The sequence below is a fragment of the Pontivivens nitratireducens genome (assembly GCF_011290545.1).
Lineage (GTDB): Bacteria > Pseudomonadota > Alphaproteobacteria > Rhodobacterales > Rhodobacteraceae > Pontivivens > Pontivivens nitratireducens.
Genome location: NZ_CP049811.1, coordinates 346411 through 371525 on the forward strand (window position 1 = coordinate 346411; position 25115 = coordinate 371525).

The following is a 25115-nucleotide window of genomic DNA, read 5'->3' on the forward strand; positions in this document are numbered from 1 at the left end:
CCTATTGCGCGTTCTGCGGCAGCCCGTCGTTGATCCGGTAATAGTCGCCCTTGTCATCTGTGAATATGTGCAGAGCCAGCGCCGTGCCGGTCGGCCCATCAAACGCCCCCATCGCGACTGCGGTGCTGGTGCCTGCCAAGGGGTCCCAGAACAGGAACGCGCCGCATTCTGCACAGAACCCGCGACGAACCTTGGCGGAGGATCGATACCAGCGTATCGCGCTGTCGCCCTCGATCCGCAACCGAGCGCGGTCGATGTCAATGGAGGCCCAATAGTGGCCCGACATTTTCCGGCACTGGCTGCAATGGCAGGCATTGGGCGCTGGCAAGTCGCCCGTGACGCTGAACCGGACGGCGCCGCACAGACATGATCCTGAATGCATGATGTTACCTCCGAACTGGGCGCAGTATGCAAGCTGTACGGGATATGGCAAAGCCGCGATCACGTCTGGCACCGCGAAGCAGCCCAAAACTTGCGCAAGGTCTGGTCGCAGCATACGGGACTTGCGCAACAATATGTCCCGGGTTATCTCCTGATGCAGTGCAACATCAAACGTGAGTCCCATCATGGCCCAGAAAGACCGCCCCTGGCTTTTCCGCACCTATGCGGGACATTCAACCGCCAGCGCGTCCAACGCGCTTTACCGGTCAAATTTGGCAAAGGGTCAGACAGGGTTGAGCGTGGCGTTCGACCTGCCCACCCAGACAGGCTATGACAGCGATCACGTGCTTGCCGGGGGTGAGGTTGGCAAGGTCGGCGTGCCGATCAGCCATCTGGGCGACATGCGCGCCCTGTTCGCGGACATTCCGCTGGACCAGATGAACACCTCGATGACCATCAACGCCACCGCCGCGTGGCTGCTCGCGCTCTACGTCACGGTGGCGGAGGAACAGGGCGCGGATATCGCCGCGCTCAAGGGCACGGTGCAGAACGACATCATCAAGGAATACCTGTCGCGCGGCACCTATGTCTTCCCTCCCGCGCCCAGCCTCAAGCTGATCGGGGACATTGCGGAGTACTGCTACACATCCGTTCCGAAATGGAACCCGATGAACGTCTGTTCCTACCACTTGCAGGAGGCCGGCGCCACGCCGGAGCAGGAGCTGGCCTTCGCACTGGCCACCGCGACCGCCGTGTTGGACGAGGTTCGCCCCCGTGTGTCGGAGGAGGACTTCCCCGGCCTCGTCGCGCGGATTTCCTTCTTTGTGAATGCGGGCATCCGTTTCGTGACGGAGATGTGCAAGATGCGCGCCTTCGTGGACTTGTGGGACGAGATTTGCGCCGAACGCTACGGCGTCGAGGATCCCAAGCTGCGGCGCTTTCGCTATGGCGTGCAGGTCAATTCGCTGGGCCTGACCGAACAGCAGCCAGAAAACAACGTCTACCGGATCCTGATGGAAATGCTGGCCGTCACGCTCAGCAAGAAGGCCCGCGCCCGTGCCGTACAGCTTCCCGCGTGGAACGAGGCGCTGGGCCTGCCCCGCCCGTGGGATCAGCAATGGTCGCTGCGGATGCAGCAGATCATGGCGTATGAGACGGACCTGCTGGAATATGACGACCTGTTCGACGGCAACCCCGCAGTGGATCGCAAGGTCGAGGCGCTGAAAACCGGCGCGCGTGAGGAACTGGCCCGGATCGACGAGATGGGCGGCGCTGTCGCGGCCATCGACTACATGAAATCGCGTCTGGTTGAGAGCAACGCCGACCGGCTGGTCAGGATCGAGCGGGGCGACACCACCGTCGTCGGCGTCAATGCCTTCACCGGCGGGGAAAAATCCCCACTGGTCGATGAGCAGGGCGGCATCATGACCGTCGATCCGGCGGTGGAGCAGGAACAGATCGACCGTTTGCAGGCGTGGCGCGATGACCGTGACGATCTGGCCGTGCGCCGCGCGCTCGACGATCTGCGCAGCGCCGCGCGTGAGGGGCGCAATATCATGCCGCCGTCGATCGCCTGTGCGAAGGCAGGCGTTACCACCGGCGAATGGGGCACCGCGATCCGCGCCGAATTCGGTGAGTACCGCGCGCCCACCGGTGTCTCCAAGGCTGTCAGCAACGCTGCCACCGGACTGGACGACCTGCGTGAGGCCGTCGGTGACGTCGCCGCCCGCCTGGGCCGCCCGCTGACCTTTCTTGTCGGCAAGCCGGGGTTGGACGGGCATTCCAATGGCGCCGAGCAGATCGCATGTCGCGCCCGCGATGCGGGGATGGACGTGATTTATGATGGCATCCGTCTGACCCCCGAACAGATTGTCACCGCCGCGCGCGAGGGGCGCGCCCATGTGATCGGCCTGTCGATCCTGTCCGGCTCGCATCTGCCGCTGGTCCGCGACATGTTGGCCCGTCTGGCGGCAGAAAACCTGACGGTGCCCGTCGTCGTCGGCGGCATCATACCTGAGGAAGACGCCGCGCAACTGCGCAAGGATGGCGTGGCGCGGGTCTATACGCCCAAGGATTTCGAACTGAACCGCATCATGTTCGATCTGGTCGATCTGGTCGATCCCGACCGGACCGTCGCCGCCGAGTAATCACCGTCGAACGGTCGCTACCGCCGCGCCCATCGCGCGGCGGCCGCCCCTGCGTGCCGCCCCGTGGCGATACAGGCGGTCAACAGGTAGCCCCCGGTCGGGGCCTCCCAATCGAGCATCTCCCCCGCGGCGAAGGTGCTTGGATACGCCGTCAGCATCAGTGCATCGTCCAGTTCACCAGCCTTGATGCCCCCCGCGACGGAGATCGCCTCATCCATCGGGCGCGGTCGGATCAGCCGCAGCGGGCACGCCTTGATCCGGGCCGCAATGGCAGACGCGTCGCCCAGCGGTCCCGCCTCCCTCAACAGGGCCAGCTTGACCGGCGGCAGTCCTGTCACCTTGCGCAAATGGTTGCTCATCGACTGCTTGCCGCGCGGTTTGGCTATCGCCTGTTCCAGCGCCGCCAGATCCCGACCGGGGGCCAGATCAAGGGCGGCATCCGGCGCGTCGCGCAGCAGGGCGGACATCGCGTAGATCAGGCTGCCCTCCACGCCGGTCTTGCTGATGACGAATTCGCCCTGTCGCTGCGTGTCGCCATGGATCAGCGCCACGTCCTTGACCGGCGTGCCGGAAAACCGTGCCATATGCGGCGACCAGTCCACGTCGAACCCCATATTGGCAGGACGAAACGGCGCAATGGCCAGATCCCCCATCCGTTCAACCCACAGCCCGTCCGAGCCGAGCCGTGACCACGATGCACCGCCCATCGCCAGCACGCTGGCCCGTGGCCTGACCGCCACAGCCCCGCGTGGCGTGTCGAACCGATGGGTGCCGTCATCCTGCCCCAGCCAGCGCCAGCGCACCGTGATATCGACGGGGGCGAGCCGGGCCAGCCACGCCCGCAGCAGGGGTGAGGCCTTCATCGCGACCGGAAACACCCGTCCGCTCGACCCGGTAAAGACCTCCTGCCCCAATCCAGCGGCCCATTCCCGCATGGCATCTGCATCAAAGTCGCGCAGGATCGGTGCCAGCCAAGGGGCCCCGCAGGCAGCGACGATCTGGTCCGCGCTCTCATCCTTGGTCAGGTTCAAACCGGATTTTCCGGCCATCAGAAACTTGCGTCCGACGCTGGGTTTCTGTTCCGCCAGCAAAACGCTGGCCCCGGCAGCGGAGGCAACCTCGGCCGCGGCCAGCCCGGCAGGACCGCCCCCCACGATCAGAACATCGGGCGTCAGAACCATTCAGAAACTGGTCGTAAGCGAAAACTCCGCACCATAGGCCTCATAGTCATATCGCACATCGTTCGACGAACTGTTCGTCCATGTCAGACTGACCCGAGGCGTCACGCCCCGGAACTGGATGCGAGAGGACAAGGCACTGATGCGAAGACGGGTGATGTCATCCTCACGAATGCCGCCGACCAGCGAACTGACGCCGCGATAGGTCCGGCGCCTGAACTCCACCGATCCATCCAGCACCATGCCGTTGGCAAAGCCGCGATAGGCGCCAAGCTCGAACCCCAGCGCGTCATAGCTCTCGGCCTCATAAAGCGTCTCGGAGGTTCCGGCGAGCACGCCGAAGCTGACGCCCTGACGGGCGGACAGCGCCTTGTGCAAGGTCACTTCGGCATTCTGGTTGATCTGATCGGGGTTCCGCCGAAAATCACGATCAGTATAGGAATATTCGCCTTGAATGCGCATTCCATCACCAAGGGACAGACGCCCGGCGATCCGCGCGCCCAGCCCCGAGTCGAAGGAATTGCCGTCGACCCAACGCTGATCGCTGACGAGTTCGACCGTCGCGCGGCGTGTCGGCGGGCCGAAATGCATCCCCACGCGACCGGTGAGGATCTGGTTGTCAAACTGTGAATTGGGGTAATCGTTGATCTGCGCCGCGCCCGCGAAATAGAGCTGGCGATCCTGAATCATCGGTATGGCGTAGATCGCTGTGCCACCATAACTGACACCGACCCCGGATTCCTGCTCCGCCCCTACGATGAAGTTCAGCGGCAGGCCATTGAAATCCAAAACGACGGTACGCTGACCGGCGCCGCTGTTGAGGTTGGTGGACGGCGCGATGGTCAGAAAGGTCGAGAAGCTCAACCGGTTGTCAGGCGTTACGGCATCGATCGCCGCCTCGAAGAACTCCCGCTCACCGGCATTTTCCGCGGCCTCGGCCAGAATGTTGAGGTGGAATTGCGCCCCGTCCGTCTGATCCATCAGGGCGAGGACTTGTGCCAGCTCCAGCCGCACCAGGCGAAACTCCGGCTGCTCGGCCAGAATCTGGCGAAGCAGGACCGACGCTTCCTCCAGCCGCCCGGTCACGCGATAGATGATCGCTTGCAGATAGGCCGCCTGATAGCCGTAATCCCGTTCATCGAAGATCGAGCCGTTCAGCAGCAACTGTGCCTGTGCGACCTGACCGTTTTCGACCAACGTGCGGATTACGCCGATCTGCTCAGCCTGGCTCAGATCGACGTAAAGGACCTCACGCCCCTGATCGGGCTGCTGGGCGGCGGCGGGCAGCGTGAGGCAGCAGGCCGCCATGACCAGCGCAGCCCGGACGAATAACTTGAAATCGGCGACCATGTTTATTGAGCGCCACCGGCCGTGAGCGAAAGGATGAAGCCGACGGGGCCCGTGAGAGTGACGCTGGAATCCCCCGAATCCATGTCGTCGATGAAGATCGTCCCCTCCAGAATGCCGCTCATCGCGACCTCGGCCGCGTCCTCACCGAAGAACCCACCGGAGACGAGAGCCGCCGTTTCGCCAACGGGCGGGCCGCTGAAGATGTCGAGTTGATTGCCCGCCGCATCGGTGAACCACATCTGGGTGCCCGAGGCCGAGTTGCCCGTGATGTCGGCCTGCATGAACAATCCGGCCACTTGGTCGGTCAGCAGGTTATCGTCGTTCGTGTTGCCGATCTGCTCCCCAACCAGTTCCAGGTTCGCAATATCGGCTGTCAGCGTAGCTGCGCCGAAATCTGCGATGATGTCGAAGCTGGGCGCGTCCTTCGTGCTGGCATCCTGCAACCGCATGGAGGCGATGGCGTTTGCGCCCCGGCGATAATATCCGTTCTGCACCAGTATGGCGGAGGAATAGGTCGCCTGATTGGCGGTGGGAACGCTGGCGACAGCCGTCTCGTTCCCGATGAAACCGACGCCGAAGACGCCCTCATTCGTGACACTGTCAAAGCTGCTGACCTCGATCGCGCTGACATCGTGCAGCACCAGTTCACGCGGAGTACCCACCAGATAGACGCTCACCCCCGCGATCTGGGTTCTGGCATCGGTGCGCGCGTTCGTGTCACCGAAGCTGCTTTCCTCGAAATAAGTGGTTCCCTCGACCCCGGCCACATCCGTGAAGGTCGCGCCACGGTCCAGCGCACCCGTGACCGCTACATCGGTCAGCGTATCGACCAGGGCTTCCTGTCGTCTGGGCCTCGTGGTGCTGCCCGACGGATCAGCCGTCGATGATACAGTGATTGCAAGGCCGGAGGATGTCCGGTCACTGGCCTGAACCTCGGTCGGGGTGGTCGTGTATTCCGTGCCGTTCGCCCCGGTGGAAGAAGTTTGCGTGGCACCCAGTTGCGCCGCCAGAATCGTGCCCGACGCGGTAACGGGCAAATTGATCGCTGTCGATGGGGTGGATCCCCCCCCACAGGCACTTAGAACCAGTGGGAGGGCCAGAACCGGCAAAAAAGAGGTTTTCATAACATGCTCCATCGACGCGCTTGCGCCAATATAGACACGTACGCCCCCCTTATGTCTTCACCCGATAGGGTAAGTTTCTCAGAAAAACGCCTGTAGTCCGGTCTGCGCACGGCCCAGAATCAGCGCATGAACGTCATGCGTGCCCTCGTAGGTGTTCACGGTTTCCAGATTCTGCGCATGTCTGAGGACATGATATTCCGCCTGAATACCGTTGCCGCCGTGCATGTCGCGGGCCTGACGCGCGATATCCAGCGCCTTGCCGCAATTGTTGCGCTTGATAAGCGAGATCATCTCGGGCGCGGCGCGGCCCTCATCCATCAGACGCCCGACCCGCAGGGCGGCCTGCAACCCCAGCGTGATTTCCGTCTGCATGTCGGCCAGTTTCTTCTGGAACAGCTGCGTCTGTGCCAGCGGACGGCCGAACTGGTGACGGTCCAGACCATATTGCCGCGAACGCTGCCAGCATTCCTCCGCCGACCCCATCACGCCCCAGGCGATGCCGTAACGGGCGCGGTTCAGACACCCGAACGGCCCCTTGAGGCCCTCGACATTCGGCAACAGCGCGTCGTCACCGACCTCGACCCCTTCCAGCACGATTTCACCCGTGATGGATGCGCGCAGCGACAGCTTGCCGCCGATTTTCGGTGCGCTCAGCCCCTTCATGCCCTTTTCCAGAACGAAGCCGCGAATCTTGCCGTCATGCGCCTCTGACTTTGCCCAGACGACAAACATGTCCGCGATGGGCGCGTTGGAGATCCACATCTTCGCGCCGTTCAGCACGTAGCCGCCATCGGTTTTCCTGGCGATCGTCTTCATTCCGGCGGGGTCGGAGCCCGCATCCGGTTCCGTCAGGCCGAAGCACCCGATCCATTCGCCCGAGGCCAGCTTGGGCAAGTATTTGCGGCGTTGCTCCTCGGAGCCGTAGGCCTGAATCGGGTACATCACCAGGGACGATTGCACCGACATCATCGAGCGATAGCCGGAATCCACCCGCTCCACCTCACGCGCGATCAGACCGTAGCTGACATAGCCCGCGCCCAACCCGCCATATTCCTCGGGCACGGTTGCGCCCAGCAGGCCCATCGCACCCATTTCACGGAAAATCTCGGGGTCCGTGGTTTCGTTCAGATAGGCGTCCGTGACCCGCTTCATCAGGTTGTCCTGCGCGAAGGTCCGGGCGCTGTTGGACAGCATCCTTTCCTCCTCGGTCAACTGATCGTCGAGCAGGAACGGGTCCTCCCACTTGAAGGACGCGAGTGAGGGGCCGTGGCCCCCGGTCTGGGCATTGGACATGCTGGGTCTCCTTTATTCGCGGTATCGCACGGGGCGTGTCTGGCCTCAATCCGCGTCGTCGCGATGTTTGGCGACGAGGCGCGGCAGCACGGCGGAAAAATCCTTGCCCGTGCCGCCGTCGCTGACGAAAGCCTCGTAATAGGCGGTTGCGCGCGTACCCATTGGTGTGGCCGCATCGGCACTGTCGGCAGCCTGCTGGCTCAACCGCAGGTCCTTGAGCATCAGATCCGCGGCAAAACCAGGTACGTAATCGTTATCCGCCGGGCTTTGCGGGCCGATGCCGGGGGCCGGGCAATAGGCATTCATCGACCACGAATAGCCCGAGGACGTGGACACCACGTCGAACATCGCCTGACGGTCCAGGCCCAGCTTGTCCGCCAGCGCGAATGCCTCGCATGTGGCGACCATCGTGACGCCGAGGATCATGTTGTTGCAGATCTTGGCCGCCTGACCGTTGCCGGGCGCGCCGCAATGCACGGCCTTCTGGCCCATGATCTCGAACAACGGCGCCGCCTTGGCGAAGGCCGCGTCCGATCCGCCCGCCATGAAGGTCAGCGTTCCCGCCGAGGCACCGCCAATCCCGCCCGAAACCGGAGCATCCACGGGCAGCAAGCCTGCATCCTCCGCCAGGCTCGCAGCGGCGCGGGCACTGTCCACGTCGACAGTGGAACAATCGATGAAGACCGCGCCTTCCTGCCCGGCGGGGACAATCTCCGAATAGACATCGCGCAGGATATCGCCGTTCGGCAGCATGGTGATGACCGCGTCGCGCCCTGCGGCGGCCTGCGCGGCGTCTGACGCCTGTTCCACACCCTCGACAGTCACGCCCGCCACGTCGAAGCCGGTGACCTCGTGGCCCGCCGCGACCAGGTTCGCCGCCATCGGCGCCCCCATATTGCCCAATCCGATAAAGCCGATCTTCATGTCGTTCCCTCCTGACAGATCCCCCGGCCACCGCCTCCGCCTTGCGCGGAAGAAAGCGGCGTGCGGAAGTGTTTTCTACAGTTTCAAACCGTCCTCGCCCAACGGCATCAGCATCTGACTGACACGGATCTGCGGCAAATCCTCCAGCCGGGGGACGGCCCATTGCGGATTGCGATCCTTGTCGATCACGGCGGCGCGCACCCCCTCCAGAAACTCGCCATGTTCCATGCAGCGGGCGGTAAAGCGGTATTCCAGCGCCAGCGCGTCCTCGATCCGGCGCAAGGTCCGCGCCCGGTGTACCGCATCGACCGTACAGGCAACGGACAGCGGTGCATTGCGGCGCAGCGTCTTGAGGGTCGCCTGCTCCCACTCTCCGTTCACATGCTCCAGCGAGTTCACGATATCCATTGCCGTCTCGCCGCCGAAATGGCTGTCGATCCGCGCTTGTTCCTGCATCAGCGGCCCGGGCTGAAGCGGCTGCGCGAAATCACCGATCCTGTCGATGCCATCGGCGCAAAGCGCGGACTTCAGCTCCTCGATATCAGCCTGCGGAACATAAGTGTCCGCAAAGGTTGCGTGGATCGCATCCGCCGGTCCCATCCGGGTGCCGGTCGTGCCCAGATATTCGCCCAGCCGCCCCGGCGCACAGCTCAGCAGCATGGAGCCGCCGACATCCGGGATCAGCCCGATGCCGCATTCGGGCATTGCCACCTGCGTGTTATCCGTCACGATCCGGTGCGAGCCGAGCGCCGACAGCCCGACCCCGCCCCCCATGACGAACCCATGCATGATCGCGACATAGGGCTTGGGGTAGTTCCAGATCAGCGCGTTCAGCCGGTATTCATCGGACCAGAACTGCCGACCATAGGCGTAGTCGCCGGTGCGGCCCGTCTCGTACAGTTTCTGTATGTCGCCACCGGCGCAAAACGCCCGGTCCCCGGCGCCGTCGATCAGGATCAGCTCCACCGCCGGATCGTCGCGCCATGCGATCAGATGCTTTTCGATCTCCGGAATCTGGTCATGGGCCAGCGCGTTCAGCGCCTTGGGCCGGTTCAGCGTGATCCGGCCTGCACGGCCCTCTATGCGAAAGAGAGTGTCCACGTTCTGCCCCTCAGCCTTTGCCGCGATCCGCCAGCAGCTTTCGCGCGACGATCATACGCATGATTTCGTTGGTACCTTCGAGGATCTGGTGCACCCGCAAGTCGCGCACGATTTTCTCGATGCCGTAATCCTCCAGATAGCCGTAGCCGCCATGAAGTTGCAGACAGTCATTCGCGACCTTGAAGGCCGCATCGGTCACGAAGCGTTTGGCCATCGCGCAATGTTGCGTAGCGTCCGGTGCCGTCTGGTCCAGCTTCCACGCGGCCTGCCGCAGAAAGATGCGGGCGGCTTGCAGTTCCGTTTCCATGTCCGCGACCCGGAATTGCAGCGCTTGGAACGAATCGAGCGTCTCATCGAAGGCCTTGCGCTCACCCATATAGGTCAGCGTTTTCGTCAGGGCGCCCTGTGCGCCCCCCATGCTGCAGGCGGCGATGTTCAGGCGGCCGCCGTCCAGACCCTTCATGGCAAAACGGAACCCGTCGCCCTCCGCTCCGATCAGGTAGCGGGCGGGAATGCGGCAATCGTCGAATTGCACCTGGGCGGTTGGCTGCGCCTTCCAGCCCATCTTGCGCTCCTGCGCGCCGAAGCTGAGACCCGGTGCGCCCTTTGGCACCAGAACCGTGGAAATCCCCTTCGGCCCTGGGCCGCCCGTGCGGCACATCACGACATACCAGTCGGAATAATCACCGCCCGAGATGAACGCCTTGGTCCCGTTCAGAACGTAGTCGTCCCCGTCGCGACGCGCGGTCGTCTTCAACGATGCAGCATCCGAGCCGCAGCCCGGCTCCGTCAGGCAATAGCTGGCGACCGTCTCGAACGAGGCAAGACCGGGGATCACCTCGGCCCGCAACTCATCATTGGCAAAGCTGTCGATCATCCATGCGCACATGTTGTGGATCGACACGAACGCGGCGACCGACGGATCGCCCAGGGACAGCCCCTCGAAGATCAGGGCCGCATCCAGACGGCTGAGCGCGGATCCGCCGTGATCCTCGGCGCAATAGATCGCACCCATGCCGAGCGCCCCGATTTCCGTCAGCAATCCCCGGTCGATGCCGGTGCTTTCGGCCGCAATCGCGGCGGGGCCCAGCCGGTCCCGCCCGAAATCGGCGGCCATGTCCGCGATCGCCGCCTGCTCCTCGTTCAGCGCGAAGTCCATTTACTTCATCACCGGGATCGAGAATTCCGCCCCGTCCTTGATGCCGCTGGGCCAGCGCGCCGTGACCGTCTTGGTCTTGGTGTAGAAACGGAATGCATCCGGTCCGTGCTGGTTCAGATCGCCGAAGCTCGACTTTTTCCAGCCGCCGAAGGTGTAATAGGCAAGCGGCACCGGGATCGGCACGTTGATGCCCACCATCCCGACGTTGATACGCGCCGCGAAGTCCCGCGCCGCGTCACCGTCACGGGTGAAGATCGCTGTGCCGTTGCCGTATTCGTGATCCATAGCCAGCTTCAGCGCATCCTCGTAGTTTTCCGCCCGCACGGTGACCAGCACCGGGCCAAAGATTTCCTGCGTGTAGATGTCCATGTCCGGCGTCACGTGATCGAACAGGCACGCGCCGAAGAAGAAGCCGTCCTCGTAGCCCTGCATCGAGAATCCGCGTCCGTCCACGACCAGCTTCGCACCTGCCTCGACACCGGATTCCACCAGACCGCCGACGCGGGTCTTCGCCTCCGCCGTGACCAGAGGGCCGAAATCGACGTCATCACCGCCGGTATAGGGCCCGATTTTCAGCGCCTCGACCTTGGGCGCCAGCTTCTCCATCAGCTTGTCCGCCGTTCCCTCACCCACCGGAACCGCGACGGAGATCGCCATGCAGCGTTCCCCCGCCGCGCCGAAGCCTGCGCCGATCAGCGCATCCGCCGCCTGATCCATGTCCGCGTCGGGCATGATGATCATGTGGTTTTTCGCCCCGCCGAAGCACTGCACCCGCTTGCCGTTGGCGCAGCCACGCTCATAGATATAGGCCGCGATCGGGGTCGATCCGACGAAGCCCACGGCCGAAATCCCCTCATGGTCCAGGATCGCATCCACCGCTTCCTTGTCGCCGTTGACGACTTGCAGGATACCGTCGGGCAGGCCCGCCTCCTGCATCAGTTCGGCCAGCATCAGCGGCACGGAGGGGTCACGCTCGGACGGTTTCAGGATGAACGCATTGCCCGCCGCGATGGCCGGACAGAATTTCCACATCGGGATCATCGCGGGGAAGTTGAACGGGGTAATGCCCGCCGCCACGCCCAGCGGCTGCCGCATGGAATACATGTCGATGCCCGGGCCAGCGCCGTCGGTGTATTCGCCCTTCAGCAGATGCGGCGCGCCCAGACAGAATTCCGCCACTTCCAAACCACGGATCACGTCGCCTTTAGCGTCGGGCAGAGTCTTGCCATGCTCCCGGCTCAGCGCCTCGGCCAGCTTGTCCATGTCACGGTGCAACAGCCGGATGAACTCCATCAGCACACGCGCGCGGCGCTGCGGGTTGGTGGCACCCCACGCGACTTGCGCGCGGGCCGCGCCCTGCACGGCGCTGTCCATATCGGCCGCATTGGCCAGCGGCACCTGTGCCTGAACCTCGCCGGTTGCGGGATTGTAAATGTCCGCTTTCCGCCCCGAAGTGCCGGAAACGCGCTTGCCGTCGATGAAATGCCAAAGCTGTTGCATGGTCGTACTCCCCAGAATTTGCGGCACCTTAACCTTGCGTCCGCGCGGGATCGACCGTTAATTCCTCAGACCAATCCTGCAAATCTGCAAGAAGGCTGCCATGACCAAACCGAACTGGGACGATCTGCGCGTCTTTCTCGAATTGTCGCGACGCGGCACCCTATTGGGCGCGGCGCGCGCGCTCGGTATTGACGCGGCGACCGTCGGCAGGCGTGTCGCGGCGCTGGAACGCGCGCTGGACACCCGTCTGTTCGACCGCTCGCAACGCGGCTACGCGCTGACCGAGGCAGGCCGCCGCCTGACCGATCCGGCCATCGCGATGGAGGCCGCGGCCAGCACCGCCGCCGACCGCCTGTCCAACCAGACGGAACGCCTGTCGGGCGCCGTGCGCATCGGTGCGCCCGAGGGCGTGGCCGCCAGCATCCTCGCCCCGGCCTGCGCCCGGATCGCAAGCGATCACCCGAATCTGCGGTTGGAGCTGGTGGCCCTGCCGCGGGTCTTCTCCCTCAGCCAGCGTGAGGCGGACATTGCCATCGCGCTGACCCCGCCCACGGCCGGACGCCTGCGCACGCGGCGGGTCGCGGATTACGGTCTGCACCTCTATGCCACGGCAGAGGTGATCGCCCGCCATGACCTCACCACCCGACCGGCTCTGCGCGAGGTGCGGTTCATCGGCTATATTGCGGACATGATCTTTGACAAGGAACTGGACTACGTTCCTCTGGTCGGGGCGCGACTGCGCCCGCAACTGACATCGACCTCGCTGAGCATCCAGCTCGACTGGGCCGCCGCAGGCGAGGGGGCGTGTATCCTGCCTGATTTCGTTGCCCGCAAGCGGCCCGAGCTAATACAGGTTCTGCCGGATCAGATCGCCTTCACCCGCAGTTTCCACCTGATCCGGCATGAGGACGATCTGCGTGCCGCCCGGATCACCCGAACGGCGGACAGATTGACCGCGGCGTTGCGCGCGACGCTCAGCTGAGTTTGCTCCTGAAGTATCCGAATCCTCGCCCTCAGGTCGCGATGCCGTCCGGCAGGCGCGGTGTCGCCGCCAGCAATTGCCGTGTGTAGGCTTGCCGGGGTGCGGCGAAGACCGCCTCCGTCTGACCGCTCTCGACGATGCGACCTGCCTGCATGACCATCACCCGGTCGGTGATGGCGCGCACAACGCTCAGATCGTGACTGATGAACAGATAGCTAACCTCGAATTTCGCGGACAACTCCGCCAGCAGGTCGAGGATCTGGGCCCGCACTTGGACATCCAGCGCACTGACGGCCTCATCCAGCAGGATCACGTCGGGGCGAATGATCAAGGCCCGCGCGATGGCGATGCGCTGCCGCTGACCGCCGGAAAAGGCATGGATGTGCCGGTCCGCATCGCGGGGCTGCAATCCGACGCTGCGCAGAACCTCCTCCACCGCCGGGCGGCGCGGCGGTGCGTTGTCGAGCAGATGGAACGGTTCCGCAATCAGACGCTCCACCGTCCAGCGCGGGTCGAAGCTGCCGAACGGATCCTGAAACACGACGCCGATGCGCCGCCGCAACGCCCGTGGGGCCGCCGCATCCATCACCTGACCGCCCAGCGTGATGCAGCCGCCCTGCACCGGTTCCAAACCCAGCAGGGCGCGCGCCAATGTCGATTTGCCTGATCCGCTTTCCCCGACCAGCCCCAGATTTTCCCCCTGATGCAAGCTGAAGCTGACCCCGCGCACCGCCTCGACCGGGGGAGCGCGGCCCAGCAGGCGGCGGGTGCCGGGATAGCTGCGGACAACATCGCGCACGTCCAGAACCGTCGCGGCCTCAGCCCGCGCGGCGCGGACAGGCTGGTGCCGCGAGGCCGCCAGCAAGGCGCGGGTATAATCGTGGGTGGGCCGGTGCAGAACCTCATTCACCAGACCTCGCTCCACGATCCGGCCCGATTGCATCACCGCGATCCTGTCGGCCATTTCGGCCACCACTGCCAGGTCATGGGTTATCAGGATCAGACCCATCCCGTCCTCACGCACCAGCCGCCGCAGCAGGTCGAGGATCTCGCCCTGCGTCGTCACGTCCAGCGCGGTCGTCGGCTCATCCGCGATCAACAGCTTGGGGGCCAGCGCGATGGCGCAGGCGATGACCACCCGCTGCCGCTGACCACCCGAAAGCTCATGCGGGAACCGCGCCAGCCCGATATGCTCCAACCCCACGCGATCCAGCACCTCACGCGCGCGCTGCCTTGCGGCGCGGCGGCCGGTGCGGGTGTGCAGGCGCACCGTCTCCGCCACTTGGTCACCGATGGTATGAAGCGGGTTCAGCGCGGTCATCGGCTCCTGAAACACCATTCCGACATCGCGCCCGCGACGAGCACACATCCGGCGTTCGGACAGCTGATCCAGCGCCTCGCCTTGCAACAGGATCGCGCCTTCTACGCTCATGACCTCAGGCAGCAGGCGCATGATACCCAATGCGGTGATGGATTTGCCCGATCCGCTTTCCCCGACCAGGCCCAGAACCTCCCCCGGTTCCATCTCGAACGAGACATCGCGCAGGATATCCAGCGCGCCGATCCTGACCGACAGACCCTGAACCGACAGAAGGCTCATTGCGCGCGCCCCCGGCTCAACTTCGGATCGAACGCATCGCGCAGACCGTCCCCCATCAGGTTCAGCCCCAGCACGCTCAACACGATGGCAAGGCCGGGAAACAGCGCCATATGCGGCGCGAGAGAGATCAGCGTCTGCGCATCCGCCAGCATTCGGCCCCAACTGGGCAGGGGCGGCTGCGCGCCAAGTCCGACATAGCTCAACGCGGCCTCGACCAGAATACCGACGGAAAACTGGATCGTCCCTTGCACGATCAACAGGTTCGCGATGTTGGGCAGAATATGCTCCGCCGAAATCCGCGCCGGGCCTTTGCCGGCCACCCGTGCCGCCATGATGTATTCGCGGCTCCACAGGCTCAGCGCTGCGCCGCGTGACAGACGGGCGAAAACCGGAATGTTGAAGATGCCGATGGCCAGGATGGCGTTCCAGACGCTGGGCCCCGTCAGGGCCGTGATCAGGATGGCGATCAGGATCGACGGAAACGCGAAGATCAGGTCGTTCCCCCGCATGATCACATCGTCCAGCAGCCCGCCCCGTCGCGCGGCCGCCGTCAGACCCAGCGGCACACCCAGCCCCATGCCGATCCCGACCGATGCCAGCGCCACGGCCAGCGAGGTGCGCGCCCCCACCATCAGCATCGAGAAGATATCGCGCCCCAACTGATCCGTTCCCAGCCAGTGATCCACCGAGGGGCGCAACATCCGATCCGGTATCGAAATCGCACCGACATCGTGCGGGGTCCAGACGAAGCTCAACAGCGCCACCAGCGCGAACGCACCGCTCAACGTCCCACCTAGGATCAGATTGCGCGCCCTCATCGCCGCAACCTCGGATCGACGATGGCATAGGCCAGATCGACCAGAAAGGTGACCACCACCACGGCCATGACCAGCAACATCACCGTGCTTTCCACCACGATCAGGTCACGCTGGTTGATGGCCTGAAACAACAGCCGCCCCAGTCCCGGCAGATAGAAGACGTTCTCGATGATGATCGCGCCGGCCAGCAGGAACGAGAATTGCAGCCCGATAATCGTCAGAACCGGGATCATCGCATTGCGCAATGCGTGTGCGCGCACGACGCCGCTGCGGCTCAACCCCTTGGCGCGGGCGGTGCGCACGTAATCCTCGTCCAGCGTGTCGATCAGGGCGGAACGCATGATCCGCGCAAGGATGCTCGCCTGTGGCAGCGCCAGCGAAATCGCGGGCAAGGTCAACGCGCGGATCGCGGCGACAGGATCATGCCAGCCGGGGAAGCCACCCGCCTGCACCCAACGCAGGTTGATGGCGAAGATCACCACCAGAAACATCGCGAACCAGAAATTCGGAATCGCGATGCCCAGTTGCGTCGCCCCCATGATCCCGTAATCGGCCGCCCTGCCCCGCCGCATGGCGGCAACGATCCCGATGGGAAAAGCGATCACCGTAGACAGTCCCAGCGCATAGAGCGCCAGGGGCAAGCTGACCCAGACCCGATCCGCGATCAGTTCGGCCACCGGAACGCGGTAGGTATAGGACGTTCCGAAATCCCCGGTCAGCCAATCGCCGATCCAGGTGAAATACCGTGCCAACAGCCCCGCATCCAGACCCATCTGCGCCCGCAGCGCCGCCACGGCCTCGGGCTCGGCGTTCATGCCCAGCATGAATGCCGCCGGATCGCCGGGCAGAACCTCAATCACGCAGAAGATTAGAATCGATGCCACGATCAATGTCACGATGAGCGAGAACAGCCGCTGCATGAACCGCATCAGCATGGGATGGCCCTGACGGTTTCGCGCCATCGCGCGAGGATATTTGCCTCGTCCGGAAGGCTTCTGAGCCTCCCAGAAGCGCTATGGAAAGGCAGGCTTTTACGGCCAAGACCATCGGATACGGCATAGGACCAACGCGCGCAGCGCTGGTCGCAAAAGCATAAATGCGCCTTTCCGGTGGTTCGGATATCTCCGCCGGCCTGCACCCTCACACCCCGTAGAGGTCTGAGAATTTCGTTTCCAGATAGGCGATCAGCGGTGCGCTCGTCACCTCGCCGCCCACGGCCTGCCGCATCAGCGCGGGCGCAGGCAGAACCGCACCGTGCCGGTGCACGTTCTGCCCCAGCCAAGCCACCGCGGCCGAGGTATCGCCCTGCGCCAGTCTCGCATTCAGATCCGGTATGGCGGCGGTCAGCTTCTCGTACAGGGCGGCGGCGTAGATGTTGCCCAGCGCATATGTCGGAAAATAGCCGAACAGACCGACGGCCCAGTGCACGTCCTGCAGGACACCCTTTGCGGGATCGGTCACCTGCTGTCCGAAATCGGCCGCGAACCGCTCGTTCCATGCGCTCTCCAGATCGGGAACCTCCAGATCGCCAGCGATCAGGGCCCGTTCCAGATCGAAGCGCATGATGACGTGCAGGTTGTAGTGGACCTCGTCCGCCTCCGTCCGGATGAAGCCGGAGGTGACGCGGTTCACCGCCGCGTAGAATTCCTGCTCCCCCATGTCGATACCGAACGTTTGCACCATGCGGCCGTGCAACCAGCCACAGAACGCGCGGGATCGACCCAACTGGTTTTCCATCAGCCTGCTCTGGCTTTCGTGCACGCCCATGCTGGCATGTGCCCCGGCGGGGGTACGTTCCAACGCCGGGGGCAGCCCCTGTTCATAGACGGCGTGGCCGACCTCGTGCACGGCGGAATACAGGCAATCGAAGGGTCGCGCCGTGTCCACGCGGGTGGTGATGCGCACGTCCCCCAATGTGCCGGCGCAGAACGGGTGAGCCACCAGATCCATGCGCCCCGCCTGCCAGTCATAGCCGAAGACTCCGGCGAGGTCGCGCGCGATGCTCATCTGCCCTTCGACCTCAAACGTACCGTCCAGATCACGCGGATCGCGCCCGCTGTCCGCGATGCGTTCGCGCAGATCGGACAAGGGTGCCCGCAGCGATCCAAGGATCGCCTTCAGCGGCGCGGTCCTCATTCCCGGCTCGAACCCGTCGAGCAGGGTGTCGTAGCGGGTTTCGTCGTCCAGCTTCTGTGCCTCGGCCTGCTGTCGTTTCAGGTTCACGACCTCCGTCAGCGCGGGCACGAAGGCCGCCACGTCCGACTCGGCACGGGCCGCCGCCCAGACGTTATGACCCTTGCTGGTGGCGCGGGCGATCGCCTCGGCCAGATCGCCGGGCATGTTGCGGTTTCGCGACCAGTCGCGGCTGATCAGACGGACATTCGCTGCCTGCGCCGGGTCCAGCGCGCCCCCGTCGATGTCAGACAGCCAATCCTCGATGCGCGGATCGGTCCGCCTGGCGTGGATCACCGATTCCAGCGCCCCCACCTGATCGGCCCGCTGATCCGCGCCGCGCGGTGGCATCATTGCCTGCTGATCCCAGCCCAGCAGACCTTGCGCCTGTGACAAAGCCTCCGTTTGCTTCACATGCGCGATCAGGGCGTCATAGGACATAGGGCTTCCTTCGGTTCGTTTTGTGCACTGCGCAACGGAAAAGGGCCCGGGTCAAGCCCGGACCCTTCGCGGAATCGGCGCGGGCTTCACTCCGCCCAGCTTACGCCGGTCAGATCGGTCGCCTGCGTGGGGGAGTTTTCCCACAGCCCGCGTAGCCGCGCATCCGCGACACCGGTCTTGGCCAACTGGAACAGATAGGCGTTCACGTGCTGCTCCGCGATCATCGTCTGGGCGTCCTTCAACAACGCGGTCCGGGCGCTGTCGTCGGTGGTGGCGCTCAGCTCCTCCATGATCGCGACGAACTCCGGCGCGGCGTAGTCGAAGTAGTAGTCTTCACGCGCGTAGATGCCGATATCCATCGGCTCCGTGTGGCTGACGATGGTGAGGCCGAAGTCGCGCCCCTTGAACACGGTTTCCAACCAGTCGGCCCATTCGACATTGGTGATCTCCGTCTCGATGCCGACCTCACGCAGTTGCGCGGCGATGATCTCACCCCCACGGCGGGCATAGACGGGCGGCGGCAGTTTCAGCGTGGTGGTGAAGCCGTCGGGATAGCCTGCCTCCGCCAACAGTTCACGCGACCGCTCGGGGTCATGGTTCGACAGATCCGACAGGTCCGTATAGGCGGGATGGTGCGGGGCGAAATGGGTGGTGATGGGCGTGCCATAGCCGAACATCGCCCCGTCGATGATGGCCTGCCGGTAGATGGCATGGGCCACGGCCTCACGCACCAGCGGGTTGTCGAAGGGCTCGACGCCGTTGTTCATGGCGAGGATCGTCTCACCCTCAGTCGAGCCGACGATGACCGTATAGCGCGGGTCCGATTCGAACTGCACCAGATTTTCCGGCGCGGGGAAGACGGGGAATGCATCCAGATCGCCGGCCAACATGGCCGCGAACGCCGCCGTGGGATCCGAGATGAACTTGAACGTCGCGGATTCGAGCGCGACCGGATCCCCCCAATAGGCATCGTTGCGCACTAGCTCCACCCGATCGCCCTGCACCCAGTCCGCGAATCGGAACGGCCCGGTGCCCACGGGAGAGGTTGCATTGTCGGCGGCGGATTCTTCGGCCACGATCACCGCGTCGCCCCATGCCAGATTGAACGGCAGCGCACCGTTAGGTGCCTCCAGCGTGACGCGCACCTGGCTCGGGCTGATGACCTCGACCGCGGTGATGCCTTCGAACAGCGCCTTTTGCGCGTTGGTCGAATCCTCCGCTCGCGCCCGATCCAGAGTGAACTTCACGTCCTCCGCATCGAAGGCGGTGCCGTCATGGAACGTCGCGCCCTCGACCAGGGTGAAGGTATAGACGGTGCCGTCATCACTGATGTCCCAGGCGCGTGCCAGCGCGGGCAGGATTGCGCCATCGGGTCCGAAACGGGTCAACCCCTCGAAGATATTGGCATAGACGACCTCGTCGATGGCGGCGGCGGCACCGCCCGTCGGGTCGAGGTTTGGCGGCTCCAGCTGCATACCCAGCGTGATCGACGTCTCTTGCGCAATCGCCGTGGTCGCGATCATCGCGGCGGCGAAGGTCAGGCCCAGTTGCTTCATCGGTATCTCCCCTATTATCTGCCTTGTTCGACAGTCGGTCCGAAGCATGCGCCAGACCATATCGAAAATCCACCGGGACCGCACGCATGCGCAATACTACTTCGCATCCGCACAACCGAGCAGTGTTTTCAAAGCCTGTCCCATCACCTTCGCCGAATCCAGCATATCCTGCACGCCGATCCATTCGTCGGGCTGATGGGCGAGGTCCAGAACCCCCGGGCCGTAGGCGATGCAGTTCTTCAGCCGCCCGATCCGGTCGATATGTTTCTGGTCGTAAGTTCCGGGGGACACGACATAATCCGGCTCGTTTCCCAGAACCTTACGGATCGCATCGCTGACAGCCGTGACCACCGGAGCCGCGCGGTCGGTCATGCTTGGCTGCACCTCGAACATATCGCTGAGCGTGTAGTCGAAGCCATCCCGCCGCGCCGCCACCCGGTCGAGCACGTCGCGCATCTCGGCCTTTACCTGCGCGATATCCTCTTCCATCAGAAAACGACGGTCGATGATCATGCTGGCCCGGTCCGCGACGCAGGGCGCGGGCAGGCCGGTATAGCCTTCCTCCGGCACCGGCGCGCCCCCATGGATGGAGTTGATGTTGAGCGTCGATTGCTTCGCCCCCTCGGGGATCACCGGCATCGCGGTGCGCTTCAGCGCCAGTGCGGGAAACAGGCTGGCCTCCATTTCGGCCACCACCGCGCCCATGTGCCGGATCGCGCAATCGCCCAGAAACGGCATGGAGCCGTGGGCGATGCGGCCCCACGTCTCGACCTCGGCCCACCAGACGCCGCGATGGCCCAGACAGACACGATCCTTGTGCAGGGGTTCGGGGATTATGACATGCTGCACGCGCGCCGGATCGAACCAGCCGCGTTCGGCCAGATAGGCCACTCCGCCGAAACCACCGGATTCCTCATCCGCGGTGCCGCTGATCTCGATCGCGCCTGCGAAATCGGGATAGGTGGCGATGAACGCCTCCGCCGCAATGATCGAGGTTGCCAGCCCGCCCTTCATGTCACAGGCCCCGCGGCCATAGATCCTGCCATCACGCAATTCACCGCCGAACGGATCGACGGTCCAGCCGTGCCCGACCTCGACCACATCGGTGTGGGAGTTGAAGTGAACGCACTCCCCGGCCCGCGCCCCCTCACGCCGGGCGATGACGTTCCAGCGGGGATACCTGTCACTGTCACCCAGCGCCCCCTCGGCCCGGACCAGCGTCACGTCGAAGCCGGAGCCGGCAAGCCGGTCGCGCAGATACTCGCAAATCTCACGGTATCCACGGCCCGGCGGGTTCAGCGTCGGCATGCGGATCAGGTCCTGCGTCAGCGCGATCAAATCCTCACGCCGTGCCTCGATCGCCTCGTTCAAATCCATGACTACCTCCGTCCGGCACAGGTTAGACCCAGGGACAGGGTGCGGTCCAGCCGCTGTCATGGAACCCTCCAGCGCTGGAATCGCGTTTCTCCTGCATGGAACTGACAGCAGGAAGGAAGATCCCATGTCCTACGGCCGCTTTTTCGCAATGATCGCAACGTCGACGCTGTTGATGTACGGGCTGATGTACCTGAACACCTATGCCATTGATCATGTTTACTTCAGTCAGACCAGATCGTGGATGGCCCTGTACATGGGTGCCGTGATGGCGATCATCATGCTGGCGTTCATGCTGGGCATGTATTCGAACCGCAAGGTGAACATGGCGATCTTCGCGGGGTCCGCGCTGGTGTTCGCGGCATCGCTCTATCTGGTGCGCTCGCAGGATACGGTGGATGACGTGGCATGGATGAAGGCGATGATTCCGCACCACTCCATCGCGATCCTGACATCGGAGCGGGCGCACATCTCCGACCCCCGTGTGGCGGAACTGGCGCAGCAGATCATCGAGGCACAGCGCAAAGAGATCGACGAGATGAAATTCCTGATCGACGATCTGCAGGCGCGCTGACCCGATCATCTTATCCGATCCCCGGTCGCGGCTGGGCCGATCGATCCGATCGGTCGGGCAAATCGCGTTGCCCAGCGAAAGGGGTTTGCACTCCGCCCCGGTTCCCCTTACCGTTTCCGTCCGAATTACCCCCGGAATGGAGTCCCGACCGATGAAAGCCAGCATCGAACGCAGCGCCCTGCTCAAGGCGATGAGCCGCGCACAATCGGTCGTCGAGCGTCGCAACACCATTCCGATCCTCGCCAACGTGCTGATCGAGGCGGACGGCGCCGACATCTCCTTCCGCGCCACCGATCTGGACATCGAGGTCGTGGACAAGGCCGCCGCCATGGTCTCGCAGGCAGGCTCCACCACCGTGGGGGCGGGACTGCTGCACGAAATCGTGCGCAAGCTGCCCGACGGCTCCACGGTTGAGCTGCACGCCGATGCCGCAACCGGCCGGATGGAAGTCCGCGCGGGGCGCTCGCACTTCTCGCTGGCCACGTTGCCGCGTGAGGATTTCCCGGTCATGGCGTCGAGCGAGTATGACACCAACTTCTCGACCAAGGCCGCGATCCTGCGCCGCCTGTTCGACAAGGCGAAATTCGCGATCTCGACCGAAGAAACACGCTATTACCTCAACGGTATCTACCTGCATTCCGCGACCGCCCCGGCCGGCCAGATGCTGCGCGCCGTGGCCACTGACGGGCACCGCCTTGCCTGTATCGACGCGGAACTGCCCGATGGCGCGGATGCGATCCCCGGCGTGATCGTTCCGCGCAAGACCGTGACCGAAGTGCTCAAATTGCTGGCCGATGACGACGCCGACATCGCGGTGTCCGTGTCCGAGACGAAGATCCGCTTCGCCACACCGGAGATCACCCTGACATCCAAGGTTATCGACGGGTCGTTCCCCGATTATACCCGCGTGATCCCGCAGCAGAACCAGAAGCGGATGGAGGTCGATGCCTCCGATTTCGCCAAGGCGGTGGACCGGGTTTCCACCGTCTCCTCCGAACGCTCGCGCGCGGTGAAGCTCGCCCTGGACGAGGATCGCCTGATCCTGTCCGTCAACGCGCCCGATTCCGGTGCGGCGGATGAGGAACTGGCCGTCGCCTATGCGGATGAACGGCTGGAAATCGGCTTCAACGCGAAGTACCTGCTGGAAATCGCCAGTCAGGTGGACCGCGAAAACGCGGTTTTCCTGTTCAACTCTTCCGGCGATCCGACCCTGATGCGCGAAGGCAATGACGACAGCGCGATTTACGTCGTCATGCCGATGCGGGTCTGACGCGGGCCACCTTGCCTCACATCACCTCGCTTCGCCTTTCGCATTTCCGCTCGCATATCCAGACCACGATCGAGGCGGATATGCGTCCGGTGGCGATCTGGGGGGCAAACGGCGCGGGCAAGACCAATATCCTCGAAGCGATCTCCCTTCTGTCGCCCGGCCGCGGTCTGCGACGCGCCACGGCGGACGAATTGGGCCGCAGACCTGACGACCTGGGCTGGCGGGTGCGGGCCGACATAACCGCCGATGCGGATCACCGGATCGTCACCGGGGCGACGGGGGGCGACCCGCGCACCGTGCGCATCGACGACAAAGCGACCTCGCAGGCGGCGCTCGGCCGGTTGCTGCGTGTCGTCTGGCTGGTTCCCGTGATGGACCGTTTGTGGCTGGAGGGCGCGGCGGATCGCAGGCGGTTTCTGGACCGCATGACCCTCAGCTTCGACCCCGAACATGGTGACACCGTGCTGCGATATGAAAAGGCGATGCGCGAACGCAACCGCCTGCTGCGCGATCAGGTCACCGATCCATCCTGGTACGCCGCCCTGGAACAGCAGATGGGTGATGCCGCTATGCGGGTGACCGCCGCACGACGTGACACCATCGCACGGCTTGCGCAGGCGCAGGGCGATGCCACCACCGCCTTTCCGTCCTCCACCCTCAGCCTCACCGGCCCCGACGGCCTGCCAGAGGACAGCGACGAGATGACCGCGCGCCTCGCCGATCACCGCCGCCGCGATCTGGCTGCCGGGCGGTCGCTGATCGGGCCGCATCGCGCCGATCTGACCGCGCTCTACGCCGCGAAGGGCGTGCCGGCCCGGAACTGTTCCACCGGGGAGCAGAAGGCCCTGCTGATTTCCCTCGTACTCGCCAATGCACGCGCGCTGTCCGCCGATGGCAAGGGTACACCGGTCCTGCTGCTGGATGAGGTCGCGGCGCATCTCGACCCCTCACGCCGGGGGGCGTTGTATGCGGAGATTCTGGAGCTTGGGATTCAGGCCTGGATGACCGGCACGGACGCCACGCTATTCAGCGAACTTAACAACCATGCGTTGAATCTGGAAGTCACCGACAGCGACGACCACTCTACCATCACGCGCCACTGATCCCGCCTGCGTTAACCATACTTTCACCTCCGGAAGACACGAAAGGGCCCAGTATAGCCTGCGGGTCAACGGTTAATTGAAAGTTAAAATTTTAATAAAAATGATAACAACTTATAGGATTTACTCGGATTAACCATTTGTCGATGATCTCATCATCAACTTAAGGAAGAGTAACATGACCCACTTCAAAGCCAAGCTCGCTGACCCGGCCAAGCGTCTCTCGATGCATGTCAACGTCATCCCCTCCGCCGTGACGACCCAGGCGATCGCCGCCTCGGGTGCGGATGTGGTCGTGATCGATCGGGAACATGGCGCGGTCGATTACGGCACCTGCCACGCGATGATCGCCGCGACACAGGGAACCGAATGCGCCCCCGTCGTCCGCGTGTCTGACATCAATACGGCCGAGGTGAAGCGCGTGCTCGATCTGGGGGCCGAGGGCATCATCTTCCCGCTGGTCCGCGACGTAGAGGACGTGCGCCGTGCCGTTTCCTCGATGCGCTATCCCGGCTCGATGGGTGCGCGCGGATTCGGACCGTTCATCGCCCATTCGCGCTGGCCGTCCGACATGATGACTTACGCGCGCACAATCGAGGATCGTCTGACCTGCGGCATTCTGATCGAAACGGTTGAGGCCGTGGCCAATATCGACGCCATCGTCGCGGAGGAAGGCATCGACTACATGATCCTCGCGGCCTTCGACCTCAGCGCGACGATGGGCATTCCGGGCCAGTTCGACCACCCGCATTTCGTCAAGGCCTGTGCCAAGGTCGAGCAGGCCGCACGTGGCGCGGGCATTCCGCTCGGTGGCATCGCCATGACGGAGCAGGACGCGGCGGAACGCTTCGCCCACGGCTACCGGATCATAGCGGGTTTCGATGTGCTGCATCTCAAGGCGAAGGTCGCGCAGACGGCCGCCTGGACCCGCCGCCCGGATTCGGTGCACACCTATGTCTCCGGCACCGCAGCGCAGCATTCGCTGACTGTTCCGCACTAAGCACGGGCGTTCACTTTCCCTAAATATCCGCGCCGCAGGCAGCCCCCCGCATCGGGGGGCTTCGCCATGTT

Annotated in this window: 21 protein-coding genes; 6 read left to right on the forward strand and 15 right to left on the reverse strand. The window is 64.1% G+C overall.

Features of this window, described 5'->3' with window-relative positions:
- Position 1: 1 nt before the first annotated feature.
- Positions 2-382: a GFA family protein gene (locus G8E03_RS01700; RefSeq protein ID WP_166187901.1), complete on the reverse strand. Its 381-nt coding sequence runs from the start codon at positions 380-382 to the stop codon at positions 2-4.
- Between the two features lie 184 nt (positions 383-566).
- Between G8E03_RS01700 and G8E03_RS01705 the strand changes: the two genes are divergently transcribed.
- The gene (locus G8E03_RS01705) at positions 567-2528 is read left to right on the forward strand and encodes a protein meaA (RefSeq protein ID WP_166187903.1); all 1962 of its coding nucleotides are present in this window, start codon (positions 567-569) and stop codon (positions 2526-2528) included.
- A 17-nt stretch (positions 2529-2545) separates the two neighbouring features.
- On the opposite strand, the gene G8E03_RS01710 is transcribed toward G8E03_RS01705, so the two are convergent.
- The 8 genes from G8E03_RS01710 to G8E03_RS01745 all read right to left on the reverse strand — a co-directional run bounded on the left by G8E03_RS01710 (position 2546) and on the right by G8E03_RS01745 (position 12157).
- Complete coding sequence (locus tag G8E03_RS01710) at positions 2546-3709, reverse strand: TIGR03862 family flavoprotein (RefSeq protein ID WP_166187905.1); 1164 nt, start codon at positions 3707-3709, stop codon at positions 2546-2548.
- Positions 3710-5056, reverse strand: a complete 1347-nt coding sequence (locus G8E03_RS01715) for a porin family protein (RefSeq protein ID WP_166187907.1) — start codon at positions 5054-5056, stop codon at positions 3710-3712.
- 2 nt (positions 5057-5058) lie between these two features.
- A complete protein-coding gene (locus G8E03_RS01720; RefSeq protein ID WP_166187908.1) occupies positions 5059-6180 on the reverse strand; it encodes a transferrin-binding protein-like solute binding protein in 1122 nt (373 codons plus the stop codon).
- 78 nt (positions 6181-6258) lie between these two features.
- Positions 6259-7473 (reverse strand): acyl-CoA dehydrogenase, encoded by a 1215-nt coding sequence (locus G8E03_RS01725; protein ID WP_166187910.1) that lies wholly within the window; start codon positions 7471-7473, stop codon positions 6259-6261.
- Positions 7474-7518: 45 nt separating this feature from the next.
- Positions 7519-8397 (reverse strand): 3-hydroxyisobutyrate dehydrogenase, encoded by an 879-nt coding sequence (mmsB, locus tag G8E03_RS01730; protein WP_166187912.1) that lies wholly within the window; start codon positions 8395-8397, stop codon positions 7519-7521.
- Between the two features lie 75 nt (positions 8398-8472).
- Positions 8473-9498 carry an enoyl-CoA hydratase/isomerase family protein gene (locus G8E03_RS01735; protein WP_166187914.1) on the reverse strand — a complete coding sequence of 342 codons (1026 nt, stop codon included), beginning with the start codon at positions 9496-9498 and terminating at the stop codon, positions 8473-8475.
- Positions 9499-9508: 10 nt separating this feature from the next.
- Positions 9509-10657: an acyl-CoA dehydrogenase family protein gene (locus G8E03_RS01740; RefSeq protein WP_166187917.1), complete on the reverse strand. Its 1149-nt coding sequence runs from the start codon at positions 10655-10657 to the stop codon at positions 9509-9511.
- The gene (locus tag G8E03_RS01745; protein WP_166187919.1) at positions 10658-12157 is read right to left on the reverse strand and encodes a CoA-acylating methylmalonate-semialdehyde dehydrogenase; all 1500 of its coding nucleotides are present in this window, start codon (positions 12155-12157) and stop codon (positions 10658-10660) included.
- 100 nt (positions 12158-12257) lie between these two features.
- Here G8E03_RS01745 and G8E03_RS01750 point away from each other — a divergent pair, with 100 nt between their 5' ends.
- Positions 12258-13139, forward strand: a complete 882-nt coding sequence (locus G8E03_RS01750) for a LysR family transcriptional regulator (RefSeq protein WP_166187921.1) — start codon at positions 12258-12260, stop codon at positions 13137-13139.
- Between the two features lie 31 nt (positions 13140-13170).
- Here G8E03_RS01750 and G8E03_RS01755 read toward each other — a convergent pair whose 3' ends face one another.
- The 6 genes from G8E03_RS01755 to G8E03_RS01780 form a co-directional block, all read right to left on the reverse strand.
- On the reverse strand, positions 13171-14739 hold the full coding sequence (locus G8E03_RS01755) for an ABC transporter ATP-binding protein (protein WP_166187923.1): 1569 nt from the start codon (positions 14737-14739) through the stop codon (positions 13171-13173).
- Positions 14736-15557 (reverse strand): ABC transporter permease, encoded by an 822-nt coding sequence (locus tag G8E03_RS01760; RefSeq protein WP_166187925.1) that lies wholly within the window; start codon positions 15555-15557, stop codon positions 14736-14738. The genes G8E03_RS01755 and G8E03_RS01760 overlap by 4 nt, the downstream gene beginning before the upstream one ends.
- A complete protein-coding gene (locus tag G8E03_RS01765) occupies positions 15554-16492 on the reverse strand; it encodes an ABC transporter permease (RefSeq protein WP_166187927.1) in 939 nt (312 codons plus the stop codon). The genes G8E03_RS01760 and G8E03_RS01765 overlap by 4 nt, the downstream gene beginning before the upstream one ends.
- Before the next feature lie 205 nt (positions 16493-16697).
- On the reverse strand, positions 16698-18170 hold the full coding sequence (locus G8E03_RS01770; RefSeq protein WP_166187929.1) for a carboxypeptidase M32: 1473 nt from the start codon (positions 18168-18170) through the stop codon (positions 16698-16700).
- 86 nt (positions 18171-18256) lie between these two features.
- Positions 18257-19726: an ABC transporter substrate-binding protein gene (locus G8E03_RS01775; RefSeq protein WP_166187932.1), complete on the reverse strand. Its 1470-nt coding sequence runs from the start codon at positions 19724-19726 to the stop codon at positions 18257-18259.
- Between the two features lie 96 nt (positions 19727-19822).
- Complete coding sequence (locus tag G8E03_RS01780) at positions 19823-21103, reverse strand: acetylornithine deacetylase/succinyl-diaminopimelate desuccinylase family protein (RefSeq protein ID WP_166187934.1); 1281 nt, start codon at positions 21101-21103, stop codon at positions 19823-19825.
- Positions 21104-21227: 124 nt separating this feature from the next.
- Here G8E03_RS01780 and G8E03_RS01785 point away from each other — a divergent pair, with 124 nt between their 5' ends.
- The 4 genes from G8E03_RS01785 (at position 21228) to G8E03_RS01800 (ending at position 25044) form a co-directional block, all read left to right on the forward strand.
- Positions 21228-21674: a DUF305 domain-containing protein gene (locus tag G8E03_RS01785; RefSeq protein WP_166187936.1), complete on the forward strand. Its 447-nt coding sequence runs from the start codon at positions 21228-21230 to the stop codon at positions 21672-21674.
- Positions 21675-21825: 151 nt separating this feature from the next.
- Entirely contained in the window at positions 21826-22944 is a 1119-nt protein-coding gene (dnaN, locus tag G8E03_RS01790; protein ID WP_166187939.1) for a DNA polymerase III subunit beta, read from the forward strand.
- Positions 22945-22955: 11 nt separating this feature from the next.
- Entirely contained in the window at positions 22956-24047 is a 1092-nt protein-coding gene (gene recF / locus G8E03_RS01795) for a DNA replication/repair protein RecF (protein ID WP_166187941.1), read from the forward strand.
- Positions 24048-24222: 175 nt separating this feature from the next.
- Complete coding sequence (locus G8E03_RS01800; RefSeq protein WP_166187943.1) at positions 24223-25044, forward strand: HpcH/HpaI aldolase family protein; 822 nt, start codon at positions 24223-24225, stop codon at positions 25042-25044.
- The last annotated feature ends 71 nt before the right edge of the window (positions 25045-25115 follow it).